Annotated in this window: 18 protein-coding genes; 8 read left to right on the top strand and 10 right to left on the bottom strand. The window is 68.8% G+C overall.

What is annotated here, in order from left to right; all coding sequences use genetic code 11:
• Nucleotides 1-113: 113 nt before the first annotated feature.
• A complete protein-coding gene (locus ACFXN1_RS22630) occupies nucleotides 114-536 on the bottom strand; it encodes a hypothetical protein (protein ID WP_379399538.1) in 423 nt (140 codons plus the stop codon).
• Between the two features lie 91 nt (nucleotides 537-627).
• Here ACFXN1_RS22630 and ACFXN1_RS22625 point away from each other — a divergent pair, with 91 nt between their 5' ends.
• Together ACFXN1_RS22625 and ACFXN1_RS22620 are read left to right on the top strand one after the other, a co-directional pair.
• Nucleotides 628-1206, top strand: a complete 579-nt coding sequence (locus ACFXN1_RS22625; protein WP_379389249.1) for a TetR/AcrR family transcriptional regulator — start codon at nucleotides 628-630, stop codon at nucleotides 1204-1206.
• Nucleotides 1207-1347: 141 nt separating this feature from the next.
• On the top strand, nucleotides 1348-1674 hold the full coding sequence (locus ACFXN1_RS22620) for a Dabb family protein (RefSeq protein ID WP_379438203.1): 327 nt from the start codon (nucleotides 1348-1350) through the stop codon (nucleotides 1672-1674).
• Nucleotides 1675-1766: 92 nt separating this feature from the next.
• Here ACFXN1_RS22620 and ACFXN1_RS22615 read toward each other — a convergent pair whose 3' ends face one another.
• A complete protein-coding gene (locus ACFXN1_RS22615; RefSeq protein WP_040862127.1) occupies nucleotides 1767-1955 on the bottom strand; it encodes a hypothetical protein in 189 nt (62 codons plus the stop codon).
• Nucleotides 1956-2024: 69 nt separating this feature from the next.
• Nucleotides 2025-2258 (bottom strand): BldC family transcriptional regulator, encoded by a 234-nt coding sequence (locus ACFXN1_RS22610; protein ID WP_051152909.1) that lies wholly within the window; start codon nucleotides 2256-2258, stop codon nucleotides 2025-2027.
• Between the two features lie 251 nt (nucleotides 2259-2509).
• On the opposite strand from ACFXN1_RS22610, the gene ACFXN1_RS22605 reads away from it, so the two are divergent.
• Both ACFXN1_RS22605 and ACFXN1_RS22600 read left to right on the top strand, forming a co-directional pair.
• Entirely contained in the window at nucleotides 2510-2821 is a 312-nt protein-coding gene (locus ACFXN1_RS22605; RefSeq protein WP_379438205.1) for a DUF4229 domain-containing protein, read from the top strand.
• Nucleotides 2818-3903, top strand: a complete 1086-nt coding sequence (locus ACFXN1_RS22600) for a PLP-dependent cysteine synthase family protein (RefSeq protein WP_379438206.1) — start codon at nucleotides 2818-2820, stop codon at nucleotides 3901-3903. Before ACFXN1_RS22605 ends, ACFXN1_RS22600 begins: the two co-directional genes overlap by 4 nt.
• A 38-nt stretch (nucleotides 3904-3941) precedes the next feature.
• Here the strand turns inward: ACFXN1_RS22600 and ACFXN1_RS22595 are convergent, their stop codons facing one another.
• Nucleotides 3942-4505, bottom strand: a complete 564-nt coding sequence (locus ACFXN1_RS22595) for a hypothetical protein (RefSeq protein ID WP_379438222.1) — start codon at nucleotides 4503-4505, stop codon at nucleotides 3942-3944.
• Between the two features lie 320 nt (nucleotides 4506-4825).
• On the opposite strand from ACFXN1_RS22595, the gene ACFXN1_RS22590 reads away from it, so the two are divergent.
• The 3 genes from ACFXN1_RS22590 (at nucleotide 4826) to ACFXN1_RS22580 (ending at nucleotide 6088) form a co-directional block, all read left to right on the top strand.
• Nucleotides 4826-5047 (top strand): hypothetical protein, encoded by a 222-nt coding sequence (locus ACFXN1_RS22590; RefSeq protein ID WP_040813561.1) that lies wholly within the window; start codon nucleotides 4826-4828, stop codon nucleotides 5045-5047.
• Complete coding sequence (locus ACFXN1_RS22585) at nucleotides 5047-5637, top strand: Clp protease N-terminal domain-containing protein (protein WP_379438208.1); 591 nt, start codon at nucleotides 5047-5049, stop codon at nucleotides 5635-5637. The genes ACFXN1_RS22590 and ACFXN1_RS22585 overlap by 1 nt, the downstream gene beginning before the upstream one ends.
• A 70-nt stretch (nucleotides 5638-5707) precedes the next feature.
• On the top strand, nucleotides 5708-6088 hold the full coding sequence (locus ACFXN1_RS22580; RefSeq protein WP_379438210.1) for a phage holin family protein: 381 nt from the start codon (nucleotides 5708-5710) through the stop codon (nucleotides 6086-6088).
• Between the two features lie 17 nt (nucleotides 6089-6105).
• Here ACFXN1_RS22580 and ACFXN1_RS22575 read toward each other — a convergent pair whose 3' ends face one another.
• On the bottom strand, nucleotides 6106-6975 hold the full coding sequence (locus tag ACFXN1_RS22575; RefSeq protein WP_379438211.1) for a 1,4-dihydroxy-2-naphthoate polyprenyltransferase: 870 nt from the start codon (nucleotides 6973-6975) through the stop codon (nucleotides 6106-6108).
• A 72-nt stretch (nucleotides 6976-7047) separates the two neighbouring features.
• Nucleotides 7048-7503 (bottom strand): SRPBCC family protein, encoded by a 456-nt coding sequence (locus ACFXN1_RS22570; RefSeq protein ID WP_379438213.1) that lies wholly within the window; start codon nucleotides 7501-7503, stop codon nucleotides 7048-7050.
• 161 nt (nucleotides 7504-7664) lie between these two features.
• On the opposite strand from ACFXN1_RS22570, the gene ACFXN1_RS22565 reads away from it, so the two are divergent.
• On the top strand, nucleotides 7665-11276 hold the full coding sequence (locus ACFXN1_RS22565) for a BTAD domain-containing putative transcriptional regulator (protein WP_379438214.1): 3612 nt from the start codon (nucleotides 7665-7667) through the stop codon (nucleotides 11274-11276).
• A gap of 40 nt (nucleotides 11277-11316) precedes the next feature.
• On the opposite strand, the gene ACFXN1_RS22560 is transcribed toward ACFXN1_RS22565, so the two are convergent.
• From ACFXN1_RS22560 to ACFXN1_RS22545, 4 genes are all read right to left on the bottom strand, one after another.
• Entirely contained in the window at nucleotides 11317-12156 is an 840-nt protein-coding gene (locus ACFXN1_RS22560; RefSeq protein WP_379438216.1) for an ABC transporter permease, read from the bottom strand.
• Complete coding sequence (locus ACFXN1_RS22555) at nucleotides 12153-13172, bottom strand: ATP-binding cassette domain-containing protein (RefSeq protein ID WP_379438218.1); 1020 nt, start codon at nucleotides 13170-13172, stop codon at nucleotides 12153-12155. Before ACFXN1_RS22555 ends, ACFXN1_RS22560 begins: the two co-directional genes overlap by 4 nt.
• A gap of 144 nt (nucleotides 13173-13316) precedes the next feature.
• A complete protein-coding gene (gene menE, locus ACFXN1_RS22550) occupies nucleotides 13317-14453 on the bottom strand; it encodes an o-succinylbenzoate--CoA ligase (protein WP_379438224.1) in 1137 nt (378 codons plus the stop codon).
• A 109-nt stretch (nucleotides 14454-14562) separates the two neighbouring features.
• On the bottom strand, nucleotides 14563-14925 hold the full coding sequence (locus ACFXN1_RS22545) for a DUF3349 domain-containing protein (RefSeq protein WP_379438219.1): 363 nt from the start codon (nucleotides 14923-14925) through the stop codon (nucleotides 14563-14565).
• Between the last annotated feature and the right edge of the window lie 144 nt (nucleotides 14926-15069).

Genomic DNA, 15069 nt, shown 5'->3' with positions numbered 1-15069 from the left:
GGGCAACAAAAAACCGGGGGAGAAGGGGGGAGGGGGATGCGGTGGGCAAGGGGGGGGGGTGGGGTTAGGGAGGTTTGGGGGGGGCGTGTGCTCCCCCCCCACCCGGACCGTCGTCAGTTGGCGGCCGCGGTGACCGCCGCGATCAGCGCCTCGCCGGTGTAGGCGCGGCCGCCGATACCCCAGGCGCCGTCGAGGGCATTGAGGATATTGACCCAGATGTCCTCGCGCCGATGGCCTGCGGTGGTGAGCCCCGCGACGATGTCGGTGGCCGCGGTGATGAAGGCCGCGCGGGCGGTCGGGTCGGGCAGGCCGATATTGGGCAGCTTGAGTTCGACCATGACGATCGGCCGGTTCTCGCCGCCCGCATAGATGTCCTCCGGCGGCAGCAGGTGCACGCTGCCGCCGATGATTCCGGTGAAGAAGTCATTGCCGGCGCCGCCGCTGACCTCGGCCAGGGCCGCGGTGAGGGCGGGCAGGATCTCGCGTTCGCCGCGGGCGGTGAGGATGCCGCGCGGTGCGGTCACGGTGATGGGCACTGGGCTCTCCGTTCTCGAAGGGCTAGTACGTACGTACTAGCGAGTCGAGTGTGTACTAGGATGACCGTACTAGTCAATGGTGGGAGGAAGAATGGCGGCGACCACGCGGGATCGGATGATCGATGCGGCCATCGACGCGCTGCAGAAGAAGGGTGTCGCGGGCATGTCCTTCACCGCGGTCCTGGACGCCAGCGGCGCCGCGCGCGGCGCGATCTACCACCACTTCCCCGGCGGCAAGGCCGAATTGGTGGCGACGGCCGCCGCCCGCAACGGCGATCAGGTGCGCGAGCGTCTGGCCGCGCTACCGGCCCCCGATCCGGTGACTCTCGTCGAGTCCTTCCTCGCTCTGGTCCGCCCGGTAGTGGCCGCCTCGGCCGACGGCGCGGGCTGCGCCGTCGCCGCCGTCACCGTGGACCCCGACAGCGGCGACCTGCGCACCGTGGCGGCCACCGCATTCGATTCCTGGACAACCACTCTCGCCGAGCGCCTGACCGCCGCAGGCGCGGACCCGGCCACCGCCGCGGACCTGGCGACCACCCTGCTCACCCTGCTGCAGGGCGCGCACGTGCTCTGCCGCGCCGCGGGCGAGATCGAGCCCTTCGATCGAATGGCGCGCGCCGCAACGGATCTCGTCCGCCACCGCTTCGCGCCGGGCGCTCAGGGGCGGTAGGCGCGCAGGAACGTATCCACGGCCGCGTCGGCGACGGCCTGGAGTTCGGCCGCGGCGACGGCCCGATTGCCCTGGCGCGAGCGCGCTTCCAGCGTTCGCGCGACGCGGCTACGCCCAGGCCTGTGTGAGGTGCTCGCGGCCATGCGTCGCACCGCGTCGGTGGAGTCGGTGAGTTTCGCGACGGTCGGGCAGAGCCTGGGGGATCCGGCCGAGGGCCTCACCCATGCCTACTGTGTGGGTATCGAGGATCTGGCCGCGTTGGAGCGGTATCTGCACGACCCGGTGCACCTGGCCGGGGATCCGGAGATCGCGCCGCATTTCGCGAAACTGGTGATCGGCCCAGATATTTCGGATGATCCGGACCCGGAGCTGTCCGACAAGATCAAGGCGCTGCATCTGCGCAAGGTCGAGATGTATCCCGCATGGGAGGAGCTCATGGCCACCATCCCCGAGGCGGCCTTCGCGTGAAACGACACGTCCCCCGTGGGTCCGCTGGTGCGGATCCGCGGGGGACGGTCACATCTGTCTATATGGCTATCTGGTTGGCGAGCTTCGGTCATTCAGGTGGATTCGCCGTCACGATGCTCCCGGGAGAGCTTGGCGAGGAAATCCGGATCATCTTCGGGACCGATAACGCGGTTGCGCCGGGTGGGTGCTGGGCCGGTGCCGGCCGATCGCTGGGGTCCGAAAGCCTTCCAGCACAGCATCGCAATGGCCACGACCGCGATGAGTGCCAACAGGTACGTCACGTCGCTCACCTCCTGACAACGAGGGTAATCCGAGTGCGTACCCGCGGCACCTGAAGCGGGAAATAGGTGTTACACGCGGGTGGCCTCGGTGGTGAGGGACCGCAGGAGTTGCAGAACTTCTGATTCGCGGAACCGGCGGTGGCCGCCCGGAGTCCGAAGGGAGCCGAGCCGACCTGCGTGAGCCCAGCGGGTCACGGTCTTCGGATCGACGTGGAACAGGGCAGCGACCTGGCCTGGGGTGAGCAGAGTGTCCTGGCCGTTGACGGAACCCAATGCGCGGCTCGCCGCGGTGAACGCAGTCATTCGCAAACCTTTCCGTTTCGACAGATCCCTCATCAGTAGCGACATCGTTGCACTGGACCCCCTGGGTGTTCGAACGGTCTCGCTTTGGTAAAGGGGAAGTAATAGACAAAACGGATATCCGTTATGTGTTTACGGTCACTTTTGGCTCTAATGCAGCGAACTACCAGCGACATACGGGCTGGTCGGATTAATTTTCCGGCCGGGCGAGGGCCGCGGCGGCGCCCGAACCGCCGTCACCTACGCTGTTCTGCGTGAGTGATGCAACCCGGCCCGAAGGTGCGGGCCGCCGCCTGGCACGCAGTTTGGCTATCTACACGGTGGCCCGGCTCGGGCTGGTCGCCGTCATCACCGCGATCATCATGGGCGTCGCCGCCGTGGTGAAAGTGGCCATCCCCCTCATCGTGGCCCTGCTGTTCGGGCTGCTCATCGCGATGCCGCTGTCGCTGTTGCTGTTCAAGAGGCTGCGTACCCAGGTCAACAAGGACATCGCGGCGGTGGACGCCAAGCGCCGTCGAGACCGTGACCAGCTGATGTCGAGACTGCAGGGCAAGGACGAGCAGTGAAACGCTGCGATCGCAGCGCACCCAGGGACTGGGTCGACAATGCGGTCCGGCTCATCGACGCCGTCACCCAGCGCAGCGCGGACACCCATCTGCTGCGCTATCCCCTGCCGCCGGAGTGGGGCGTCCAGCTCTATCTGAAGGACGAATCCACCCATCCGACCGGGAGTCTCAAACACCGCCTGGCGAGATCGCTGTTCCTGTACGCCATCTGCAACGGCTGGGTGACCGAGGGCACCACCGTGGTGGAGGCCTCGTCGGGGTCGACGGCCATCAGCGAGGCGTATTTCGCCAGGATGCTGGGCCTGGACTTCGTGGCCGTGGTCCCGGCCAGGACCTCGCCGGAGAAGCTGGCGCTCATCGAGGCCCAGGGCGGTCGCTGTCACCTGGTCGAACGCGCGCCCGACATCTATACGGAGGCAGCGCGTCTGGCGGACGAGACCGGCGGCCACTATATGGACCAGTTCACCAATGCCGAGCGGGCCACCGACTGGCGAGGTAACAACAACATCGCCGAATCCATCTTCCAGCAGATGACCCTGGAGGCGCACCCGGTGCCGGAGTGGGTCGTGGTGGGCGCGGGGACCGGCGGTACCAGCGCGACCATCGGCCGCTACCTGCGCTACAAGCGGCACGCGACCCGGCTGGCCGTGGTGGATCCGGAGAACTCGGCCTTTTATGGCGGCTACGAGGTCGACGACCTGGACTATCAGACCGGAATGCCGTCCCGGATCGAGGGCATCGGGCGGCCGCGGGTGGAGCCGTCGTTCGTGCCGAGCGTGGTGGACTGCATGATCGAGGTGCCCGACGCGGCCTCGGTGGCGACCGCCAGGCACGCGAGCGCGGTGCTGGGCCGGCGCGTGGGCGGGTCCACGGGCACCAATCTGTGGGGGGCCTTTGCCCTGATTGCCGACATGATCGCCGAGAACCGTACCGGCAGTGTGGTGACGTTGCTCTGTGATGGCGGAGACCGTTATGCCGGAACCTATTTCAATGACGAATGGGTTGCCGACCAGGGGCTGAGCTTGACCGAGCCCACCGCGGTGCTGACCGAATTCATCGCCACCGGTACTTGGTCGGGATAGTTTTCGCACGGCACGACGGGTCGGCTGATATCGGTTGATCACCCATCGGAAAGATTGCTACCTATTTGCCGAAGTGGTTTGGTTGGGTTCGGATCGTTAGCGGGCGCAGCGTTTTTCGCGCGTCTCGACGGGGTAGCAGGGCCTCCAGAGGCGTTAATAGGCCTTGACGTTTCGGGGCGTTGCCGGACCACCGGACGGGTCACCGCGGTCGGTCGATCGACCGTGGTGCCGAGCACCAGGAGCCACGATTGCAGGCTCGATTGGGTGCGCCACATATTGATGCGCAACTCGGTGATGGCCAGCGTGCGCGGCTCGCGCACCAGCTTGGTGAGATCGGTGCGCTCGACGGCGATCGTGTCGGAGCGCCACAGCAGTGCGAAGTCCGTATCGGTGAGGCACTTCTCGAGGATTTGGCGGCCGCGCTCGTCATCATCGCTGCGGGCCAGCTGCATACGAAACCGACCGGCTGCCATTCGCACTTCGGTATCCCAGTTCACCATGACGGTGCGCGAGATCGGATTGAAGATCAGCCATTCCAGGTAGTTCATCCCGGGGGCGGGTTCCGGAAAGTACTCCTGGTGTGCGGCATTGGCCGCGACGATGTATGGCCGTCAGGTACACGCGCGGTTGCCGACGGATACCCGCACGGTCCCTGGGTGTGGGCGGTGCGGCCTTCCGTTCTGCTCCAATAGTTTGAAGCAACAACAAATCAGAAGTGCGGGGCGGGGTCGTCTACGCCTGGGAGCCTGCGGCTTTCGGCCTGTTGCGCGACTGCGCGCCGTTCATTCCGTGGGACCGAACTGGTTCCGTTCTCGGGATCCCCGTTCCCGGCCGTCACGTGATGTCAGCTGACGGCGAACACCTTTCCGATTGGTGTCAATTTTCGTTGACGCGCGGCGAGTGTCAACGTAAATTGACACTCATGAGTGAAGCAACGACTCTGGCGGCCGCCGCCGGCAGCCCCGACCCCCAGGTCGGGCTCCGCGCGGTGCTGGCACTGCGTCGGTTGCTCGAGCGGCTCGAGGCCATTCAGGTCGGCAATGCCCGCAAGCAGGGCTGGTCCTGGCAGGCCATCGCGGACGCGCTCGAGGTCAGCCGGCAGGCGGTCCACCAGAAGTACAACCGGAAGGGCGGTATCCGCTGATGTTCGAACGATTCGACAAGGCAGCCAGATACGCGGTCGTCATGGCCCAGGAGGAGGCTCGCGACCTGTGCTCGTCGACCATCGAGGTCGAGCACATGCTGCTGGGTCTGCTCGTCAGCCAAGACCATGGTCTGCGGGAAATCCTTGCGGCACACGGTCTCACCGCCGACGGCGTGCGAGACGCGGTGGCCCGCAAGCGGACCGGCGAGCCGCTCGGTGCGGAGGACGCGGCCGCCCTGCGTTCCATCGGCATCGATCTCGACGCCGTGCGCGAGAGCCTGGAGGCCACCTTCGGCGAGAACGCCCTCGATCAGGCGGCCGTGCCCGCCGAGCAATCGCGCTGGGGCAAGTACTGGGGCGCGGAAGGCGGCCCGCGCGGCCACATTCCCTTCACCAAGGACTCCAAGAAGGTCATCGAGCTGTCCCTGCGTGAGGCGTTGTCGCGCAAGGACAATCGCATCGAGGCCGGGCACATGATGCTGGCCGTGCTGCGCGCGCCCAATGCCGTCACCCGCCGCCTGCTCGGCGACGACGAGGCGATGCGCGTCCTGCGTGACGCGGTGTCCGGCTATCTCGACCGCGCGGCCTGATCCGGCCCGCGTAGCGACCGCCCTACCCGGATGTCCGGCCCGCGAGTTGATCTCGCCCTACGATCGGGGCATGACGCTACTGATACGTCTGCTGATCAACGGGGTGGCCATCTGGCTGGCCGCCGCCTGGGTGAACGGCATCGAGATCAAGACCCCCGAGGACACCACCCAGAGCAAGATCCTGGTGATCGCGGCCATCACGGTGGTGTTCGCCCTGGTGAACACGCTGGTGAAACCGATCGTGAAGGTGCTCTCGTTCCCCTTCATCGTGGTCTCGCTGGGCCTGTTCCTGCTGGTGATCAACGCGCTCATGCTGTGGCTGACCGCGAAGATCACCGGCACCACGGATTACGGCCTGCGCGTGGATGGCGTCTGGGCCGCCGTGCTCGGCGGCATCATCATCTCGCTGGTGAACTGGGTACTCGGCGTCCTGGTCCCGGACGAGGACTGAGACCGGCCGGCCGTCGATCAGACGACGGCCAGCGCCACGGCCACCACGGCCGACCAGACCAGCATCGCCTGACCGGTACCGGCAAGGGCGGGAATCAATCCCGGACCGTTCTTGCCGGTCCGCACCGGCTCGTTGGCGCGGACCGCCAGCGGCAGCGCGACCAGCGCGGCCAGGGTCCACGGGCTGCGCCAGACCAGCAGTGCGAGTGCGAGGAACGGGATCAGGATCAGCGCCATGTGCAGGGTGCGGGTGTGCGCGTCGCCCAGCCGCACCGCCAGGGTGAGCTTGCCCGATTCGGTATCGGTGGGAATGTCGCGCAGGTTGTTGGTGACCAGCACCGCGCTGGAGAACGCGCCGACGGACACCGCGCACACCAGGCCCGCCCAGTCCACCCGCCCGGCCTGCACGAATTCGGTGCCCAGCACCGCCACCAGGCCGAAGAACACGAACACCGCGATCTCACCGAAACCGCTGTAGCCGTACGGGTTCCGGCCGCCGGTGTAGAACCACGCCCCCGCCAGGCAGGCCGCGCCCACCAGCAGCAGCCACCAGGCGCTGGTGATCACCAGCACCAGGCCGATGACCGCGCCGACCGCGAGGCAGGCGATGGCGGCATTGCGCACCGCGGCCGGAGCCGCCAGCTTGGAACCGACCAGCCGCAGCGGGCCGACCCGCTCGTCATCGGTGCCGCGAATGCCGTCGGAGTAGTCGTTGGCGTAGTTGACGCCGATGATCAGTGCCACCGAAAGCAGCAGGCACAGTATCGCTTTCCACCACACGAACCCGTCGATCGAGGCGGCCGCCCCCGTGCCCGCCAGAACCGGGGCGATGGCATTCGGGAGGGTGCGCGGCCGAGCGCCCTCGATCCACTGTGCTGCTGTAGCCATGCTTGGCAGCCTAGTGCGAGAGTCGGCGGCCGCGCCCGCCCGAGTGTCCGCGGATGCCGGCGCCGGCGCCGGTCAGCTTTCGGCCGCGGCCTTGAGCTGGGCCAGCCCCTTCTCGAAGTCCTTGCCGACCAGGCGATCCATCGGGAACAGCTTGCCGACGATGGCCATCGGGCCGTTCTGCGTGCCGGTCATGCGCCAGGTCACCGCGGTGGTGTCGCCCTGCGGGCGGAATTCGAAGGTGACCTGGTTGGTCGCCTTGAACGGCTTCTCGAAGTGCAGCCTGATGCCGATGGCGTCGGAGGTGGCGGAGGTGATCTCCATATCACCGCGGCCGGCCTTGCGGTTGCCGCTCCAGAAGTAGCGGGCGCCGATGCCGCGATCGGCACCGCTGTAGACGCGCTCCATGGCGGGATCGGTGTCCTCCCACGGCGACCACTTGCGCCACTGGTGGAAGTCATCCACAAGTGCCTGGACCTGTGCGGGATCGGCCTTGATGACCGTTTCCCGGCGAATGTCGAATTCGGCCATGGCATGAGGGTAAGCGCTGCCGACCCCGAATGGGCCTCGCCGTCGATAAACCGGTTGAGCCGGGCCCGGCGCGTCGGGTAAGCACGGGTCCCGTGTGACGGCCCGGCACCGGCCGTGCGCATCCGGCGACCACCCGCCCGCTCACCTACGATTGGCAAGGAATGAATTCGCACAACGGCAGTTCGAGCAGCACGGGAAGCGCGCGGGTGGTGAACGTGGGCGACTCGACCCTGGTGGCCCTGCTGGGCGAGATCGCACTACGCCGCGACGGTGCGCTGACCGCCGTACCCGGCGCGCGGGCCCGGCTGCTGGTGGCGGCACTGGCCGTGCACCTCGGCCGCAGTCGCAGCGCGCAGGTGCTCATCGACGAGGTCTGGGGCGAGGACCCGCCGCGCGCGCCCATGAACGCGCTGCACACCCAGGTCTCGCGACTGCGCTCGGCGCTGCCGGAGGGCGCGCTCGAAATCGGTCCTGCCGGATATCGTCTGGTCTTGGCACCCGAGCAGGTCGATCTGTCGCTGGCCCAGCAGCTGGAAAGGCAAGCCCGCCAAGCCCATCTCGCCGGCGACGGCCTCGCCTGCCTGGACCTGGTGGCCGCGGCCCGCGCGCTCTGGCGCGGCGAACCCGCCGCCGACCTGCCGCCCGGTCCCGTCGCCGAGGAACTCGCCACCCTGGCGGCCACCCGCCGCCGCGCGCTGGACGCGCTGGAGCTGACCGCCCGCGAAGCGGTCGGTGACCTGCCCGCCGCCATCGAACTGGCCCAGCAGGCCGTGGTCGCCGACCCGCTGGACGAGCCCGCCCACGGCACCCTCATGCGCCTGCTCGCCGCGGCGGGCCGCACCACCGAGGCCCTCGATGTCTTCGCCACCCTGCGTACCCGGCTGGTCGATCAGCTCGGCGCCGACCCGGGCCCGGCGCTGGTCGCTCTGAATACCGCGATCCTGCGCGGTGAACCGGTGGCATCGATCGGCAGTGCTGCTGGCGCGCAAGGATATTCGGCGACAGCGCCCGAATCCGGGGTGGTCCGGCCCGCCGCCTTCGCGCCCTCGGCCGACAGCGGCGTCCGGCCGGATGGGCCCGCCGGTGCCGCCGGGCACAGACTGTCCGTGGTGCCCGGCGTGGCCGGTGGGATCGGCTTCGGCAGTGACGGTTCCGCGGCGATCGGACAGGTGGCGTCGATCGATGGCCGTTCGTCCGGTCACGCGCGCACAGCGGGCCGTGCTGCGGGATCCACCCGGGCGGCCGAGGCGCGAGAACTGGCGGGCGAGAACGCGATCGGACTGCGTGCCGCGCCGAATCCGCTGCTGGGCCGGGAGGCCGATCTGGCAGCGCTGGAGGAGATCCTGCGGTCCTCGCGGGTGGTCACCGTGCTCGGACCGGGTGGGACCGGGAAGACCCGGATCGCCAACGAACTGGGTGCGCGGATAGCGCACGAGACCGCGGTGATGCTGGTGGAATTGGCCTCGCTGCGTTCGGAATCCGATGGTGCGGCCGAAACCCGCGACGAGATCGAGGTCGCCATCGCGACCACCCTCGGAGTGGCCGATGTCGTGTGGGAGACGAACGTGCTGCGGCAGGTGCGGGGCCGCGATATCCGGCAGAAACTGCGGGAGGCTCTCGGGGCGCGCCCGGTACTGCTGATCCTCGACAACTGCGAACACCTCATCGAACCGGTGGCCGAGGTGGTCGCCGATCTGGTCGGGGTGAGCGATCAGCTGACCGTGCTCACCACCAGCCGCGCACCGCTGGAGATCACGGCCGAGGCGGTGTATCCGTTGCCGCCGTTGACCATCGACGCCGCCGGGTCACCGGCCACCGACCTGTTCGAGGCGCGGGCCCGCGCGGTGCGCCCGTCGGTGCGGCTGGATCCGGAGGTGGTGGCCCGGCTCTGCCGCAACCTCGACGGACTGCCGCTGGCCATCGAACTGGCGGCGGCGCGGGTGCGCACCATGAGCGTCGAGGAGATCGTATCCCGCCTCGACCGTCGATTCGCCCTGCTGCGCAGCGGAGATCGCAGTTCTCCGCAGCGGCATCGCACGTTGCACGCGGTGATCGAGTGGAGCTGGAACCTGCTCGACGAGCCACAGCGGGTGGCGCTGCGCCGACTGTGCCGATTTCCCGCCGGATTCACGCTGGCCGCCGCCGAATGTCTGCTGGCCGGGCCGGAGATCGATGATCCCGCCATGGCCGTCGACGGTCTGGTGAGCCAGTCGTTGCTGACGGTGCTCGAGGACGAGGCGGGCGGCACCCGCTATCGGATGCTGGAGACCGTCCGCGAGTTCGGTGAGGAGCAGCTGGCCTCCACCGGCGAAGCCGGCCTGGTCATGGACCGAATGTCGAAGTGGGCCAGGGAATTCGCGGTCGGCACCGCACAGCGGTACGACACCACCGAACAGGTGTCGGCGGTCCTGGCCCTGGGCGCGGACATGGACAACCTGATCGCCGTGCTGCGCTACGCGCTGGAGCGGCGCGATCCCGACACCGTGCACACGGTGTTCCCGACCCTGGCCGGAATCTGGGTGTTGCGCGGCGCGCACGCCGAACTGATCAGCTGGTCGCCGCGCGTCATCGCGTTGCCGCCCACGACCTTTCCGACGGTCGCGGCGGAGACCGACCTCTACATCCATGGCCAGTTGATGCTCGCCATGCACCTCATGTTCGGCGCCTCCGACCTGCGCGCGGTGGGGCGGGTGCGGACCACGATCCGGCGCATTCTGGCGTCGGGCGCGCCGATGAGCCCGGTCGCGCGGTATCTCGGCGAACTGATCACCCGGTCCCGCACCACCACCCAGCTGGCCCGGAGATTGAGCGCGGGCGTGCGGTCGCCGGATGAACAGATCCGGCTCGCTGCCCTGCTGCTGCGGGCGAACCTGTGCGAGAACAACGGCATGGCGTACCGCTCGATCAAGGACGCCGAGATCGCCATGGGCATCAGCGGTGACCGGGACACCTGGGGCACCGCCATGACCACGCAGCACCTCGGCAGCATGCACGGCCAGTCGGCGCGCTACACCGAGGCGGTCGGGTATTACCGGCGGGCCGTTGCACTGCTCGAGGAACTGCGGGCCTGGGACGAAGCCATGGAGGTCCGCGGCCTGCTGGCCATCTCGCTGGCGGGCACCGGGCAGCCCGCGGCGGCCCGCCAGGCCCTCGAACCGGCCCTCGGGGTGGTCGGCGACCTGCCCCTCGACGCACCGGTGACCAAGCCCAACCATCGGATCGCCGCCGTCGCGGCCGCACTGGCGGAAATCGAACTCGCCGAAGGGGATATCGACACCGGGCTGCGTCGCTTCCGGCAGGTGCCCGCGTTGATGGACTGGCCGCACAATGTCGGAATGCCGGGACCGGCGACTCTGATCTTCGTATCCGCCGTCATCGATGCCCACGTGCTGTCCGGTCGCGTCGAGCAGGTGCACCGGACCGCGGTGGAACTCGCCGATGTCGCGGTCCGCGTGATCGGCGGCCAGTTCTGGGATCTACCGCAGATCGGCTCGATGAGCTGCGCGATCGGCAGCTATCTGCTGGCCACCGGGCAGCACGTCGAGCGCGGTCTGGACCTGATCCTCCTGACGCCGAAGGTGTTCGGCCGCCAGGACTACCCGTCGATGCAGTGGCAGCGGCACCTGGACCTGCACCGCGCCGCGGTGGGGGAGGAGCGGATCAGCGCCGCGCTGAATTCGGTTGCGGGACTGGGGCGTCGCACGGCCGCCGAGCGGATCATGATTCACCTGAGGGCGATCGGCACCCAACGCGAAACGCCCGCCCACCGGTGACCGGTGCACGGGCGTCCCAACCGCGGGGCGAGCGGCCGCGTCAGGCGCGGCGCATGTACGCCTTCACCGCGAGCGGGGCGAAGATCGCGATCACGACGATGGAGCCGATGATCGAGTACGCCACGTTCGAGCTGTAGACATTGCTGTTCATCAGTTCTCGGGCCGCATTGACCATGTAGTAGATCGGGTTGGCCTTGTTGAGGCCCTGCAGCCAGCCCGGCATGGTGGACACCTGGGCGAACGCACCGGACATGAAGGTCAGCGGGAACATGATCATCATCGAGATGCCCTGCACCGCGGGCGCGCTCTTACCGGTGATGCCGATCAGCGCCCAGATCCAGCTGATCGCGAAAGAGCAGAACACCACCAGCAGCCCGGCGACCACCACGGCCACGAACCCGCCGTGCGGGCGGTAGCCGAGGATCATGCCCATGACCACTGTCAGCACCGTGGCCAGGCCGTAGCGGACCATGTCCGCGAGCAGCGCCCCCGACAGTGCCGAAATGCGGGCGATGGGAAGGGATTTGAAGCGGTCGAAGACGCCTTTGTCCATGTCCTCGCGCAGCTGGGTGCCGGTGACCACCGAGGTCAGCACCACGGTCTGCACCAGCAGGCCGGGGATCAGCGTCGGCAGGTAGGCGCTCACGCTGCCCGCCATGGCCCCGCCGAAGATCCCGGCGAAGAGCGCCGTGAACAGGATGGGCTGGACGGTGACGTCGAAGAGCTGTTCGGGATTGTGCTTGATCTTCAGCAGTCCGCGGTACGCCATGGTGAACGAGTTCGCCACGGTCTGCCGGAACGGAATATGGTTGCTCACTTCGGGAATCGGTGCGACCGTGGCCGCGTGCCGTCGAGCGGGGGCGGAGAGAGTCGTGGTCATGCCGCGCTCCGTTCGGTGTCGTCGGTGTCGTCGGTGTCGTTCTCGGCGGCGTGCCCGGTGAGTGTGAAGAACACTTCGTCCAGGCTCGGCTTGGCGACATTGATCTCGTCGATCCGGATGTCGTTCTCGCGCAACCGGATCAGGATGTCGGTGGTGATGCTGGGGTCGGGCAGGGGCGCGGTGATACGGCCGGCCTCCGGGCTGATGGTGGCCTCGACGATCCGGCCCGCCGCGCGGGAGAGGACCTCACCGACCACGATCCGTGCCGCTTCGATGCGGTCGCGGTCGGTCAGCGTCAGCTGCAGCGCGGACAGCCCGACCGAGGATTTGAGTTCGTCGGAAGTGCCGTCGGCGATGACCTTGCCGTGGTCGATGACCGCGATCCGGTCGGCCAGCTGGTCGGCCTCGTCCAGGTACTGGGTGGTGAGCAGCACGGTCGAGCCCTCGCTCACCAGCCGCCGGATGGTGTCCCACATCTGGGCGCGGGTGCGCGGGTCCAGGCCGGTGGTCGGCTCGTCCAGGAACAGCAGCGGCGGCCGTGCGATCAGGCTGGCGGCCAGGTCCAGGCGGCGCCGCATGCCACCGGAGAAGTTCTCCAGCGCCTTGTCGGCGGCCTCGGTCAGGCCGAATTCCTCGAGCAGCTCGGCCGACTTGCGCCGCGACTCGGTCTTCGACAGGCCCAGCAGCCGCGAGAAGATCACCAGATTCTCGGTGGCCGTGAGCTTTTCGTCGACGGACGCGTACTGGCCGGTGACGCCGATCAGCGACCGCACCGCCGTGGGCTCGGCGACCACGTCGCGGCCGAAGATGCGGGCGCTGCCGCCGTCCGGGCGGAGCAGGGTCGCGAGCATGCGGATGGTCGTGGTCTTGCCGGCCCCGTTGGGTCCCAGCACGCCGTAGACGGCCCCCCGAGGCACCGCGAGACTCACGCCGTCGACGGCCCGCTGCTCCCCGAAGACCTTGACCAAGCCGTCCGCCTCGATGGCGAGAGTCTCAGCAGGTGTGTAAGAAGTCATGGCTACACCCTGCGGGGCTTGCCTTGCACCCCCCTTGCACGGCGATTGCGTGCCCCGCGCAAGAGGTGAGCACCTCGGCGCAAGCGGCCATCACTTCGGCGCAAGCGGCCGTCGGCGTGGTGCACGCGGACCGGGCCGCTGCGTTCAGTGCGTGGAATCCGCCAGCAGCAGCTGTCGCAGTTTGGCGCGGTCGGGTTTGCCCGGGCCCCGCAGCGGAAGTTCGTCCAGCACGGCCAGTTCGCGCGGGGCGGCGATGGCGTCGAGTTCGGCGATCACGTGGTCGCGCAGTTCGTCGAGGCTCGGCGCGGTGGCGCCCGGGGCGGGAACGATGGCGGTGGCCACGCGCTGGCCGAGGCGGTCGTCGGGCAGGCCCAGCACCACGCACTCGGAGACGGCCGGGTGGGTGATGAGGACGGCCTCGACGACCTGGGGGATGACCAGCAGGCCACCGGTCATGATGGCCTCGTCGAGGCGGCCGGTGATGGTCAGCACGCCATTGTCGAGGTGGCCGGCGTCCTCGGTCCGGAACCAGCCGGGTTCGGCGAAGGCGGGGTGGTCGGGGATATTGCGGTAGCCCTTGGCGATGGTCTCGCCGCCGAGCAGCACCCGCCCGTCCTCGATGCGTACCCGGGTGCCCGTCAGCGGTACTCCCTCGTACACACAGCCGCCGCAGGTCTCGCTCATGCCGTAGGTGCGGAACACCTTGATGCCCGCCGCGCGGGCCCGGTCCAGCACCGGCTTCGGGGTGGCCGCGCCGCCGACCAGCACGCCGTCCAGGTCGGCCAGCGCCGCGGTGGCGGCCGGCTCGTCGAGGGCCTTGATCAGCTGGGTGGGGACCAGCGAGGTGTAGCGGCGCGGTCCGCGCATGCTCGCGATCGCGCCGACCAGGGCCTCGGGCAGGAAGCCGCCGGAGACGTCCAGCACGGTGGGCTCGGTCCCGGCCAGGATGCTGCGCAGCAGCACCTGGATGCCCGCGATGTGGTGGGTCGGCAGGGCCAGCAGCCACTGTCCGGGGCCGCCCAGGCGCTCGTGGGTGGCGTCGCCGCTGGCCCGCAGATTGGCCGCGGTGAGCATGGCGCCCTTGGGATTTCCGGTGGTGCCGGAGGTGGTGACGACCAGGGCCACGTCGTCGTCGATCTCCTCGCCGGGGCGCAGGCTGCCGCTCAGGCGCTGGGTCTCGCGGCGGTCGGTGGTGGGAACCGGAAGCCAGGCCGGGCCGTTGCCCTCCAAGGCTTCTCGCAGATGCGGCAATACATCGCCCACCGCTGCGCCGGTGGGCATGGGGAGGATTCGGAGGGTATTGCTCACGTTCGCGATCGTGTCATTCCGTGGGGTGGCGGCGCGCGCTGGGGTCGGCGGCCGGATGTCGATGCTGCAGGGTCTCGTGCGGTCAGTCGGACGTCGGTGTCGCCGGCGGCCATCCACCGGCTGCGAGCCTGGAGGCCACCCGAGCGATATCGTCCTCGCCGGGCTGCTCCTTGGCAACTCGGGCGATCGCCGCCTCGATGTCGGCGCGCTCGATATCGGAGGCGGCCACCCGCTCGCGGATCAGCTCCTCCACCACCAGGTGCACCTCGTAGTCGGTGAGCCGCCGGTGCAGGACCGCGAGCAGCGCCACATAGTCGGACTGCGGAATGCCCTGCGGGTATCCGGCTTTCAGCCAGTCCAGCACCTTCTGCAGCACGTTCTGGCGCGGCGGCGGGGTGCGGGCCGGCTCGGCGGCCGCCTGGTTCGTTTGTTCGGGGGTGCTCACGAGCGTGCCTTTCGATGAGGCGGCGTCACGCGCCGAGCAGGTGAATTCCGAGTCGGGAGGCCAGGAAGCCGCGTGCGATGAAGAGCACACCGGCGACCACCGCGATCATGACCACCGCGAAGCAGAGCAGGGACGCGGCCAGCG

The organism is Nocardia sp. NPDC059154 (assembly GCF_042755705.1).
GTDB lineage: Bacteria > Actinomycetota > Actinomycetes > Mycobacteriales > Mycobacteriaceae > Nocardia.
This window is presented reverse-complemented; position numbering and strand designations above follow the sequence as displayed.

Coding starts and splice junctions, on each gene's coding strand:
- ACFXN1_RS22625 (WP_379389249.1), top strand. CDS start 628: ATGGCGGCGACCACGCGGGATCGGATGATCGATGCGGCCATCGACGCG.
- ACFXN1_RS22620 (WP_379438203.1), top strand. CDS start 1,348: ATGCGTCGCACCGCGTCGGTGGAGTCGGTGAGTTTCGCGACGGTCGGG.
- ACFXN1_RS22610 (WP_051152909.1), bottom strand. CDS start 2,258: ATGACTGCGTTCACCGCGGCGAGCCGCGCATTGGGTTCCGTCAACGGC.
- ACFXN1_RS22590 (WP_040813561.1), top strand. CDS start 4,826: ATGAGTGAAGCAACGACTCTGGCGGCCGCCGCCGGCAGCCCCGACCCC.
- ACFXN1_RS22585 (WP_379438208.1), top strand. CDS start 5,047: ATGTTCGAACGATTCGACAAGGCAGCCAGATACGCGGTCGTCATGGCC.
- ACFXN1_RS22580 (WP_379438210.1), top strand. CDS start 5,708: ATGACGCTACTGATACGTCTGCTGATCAACGGGGTGGCCATCTGGCTG.
- ACFXN1_RS22575 (WP_379438211.1), bottom strand. CDS start 6,975: ATGGCTACAGCAGCACAGTGGATCGAGGGCGCTCGGCCGCGCACCCTC.
- ACFXN1_RS22570 (WP_379438213.1), bottom strand. CDS start 7,503: ATGGCCGAATTCGACATTCGCCGGGAAACGGTCATCAAGGCCGATCCC.
- ACFXN1_RS22565 (WP_379438214.1), top strand. CDS start 7,665: ATGAATTCGCACAACGGCAGTTCGAGCAGCACGGGAAGCGCGCGGGTG.
- ACFXN1_RS22560 (WP_379438216.1), bottom strand. CDS start 12,156: ATGACCACGACTCTCTCCGCCCCCGCTCGACGGCACGCGGCCACGGTC.
- ACFXN1_RS22555 (WP_379438218.1), bottom strand. CDS start 13,172: ATGACTTCTTACACACCTGCTGAGACTCTCGCCATCGAGGCGGACGGC.
- menE (WP_379438224.1), bottom strand. CDS start 14,453: ATGCCCACCGGCGCAGCGGTGGGCGATGTATTGCCGCATCTGCGAGAA.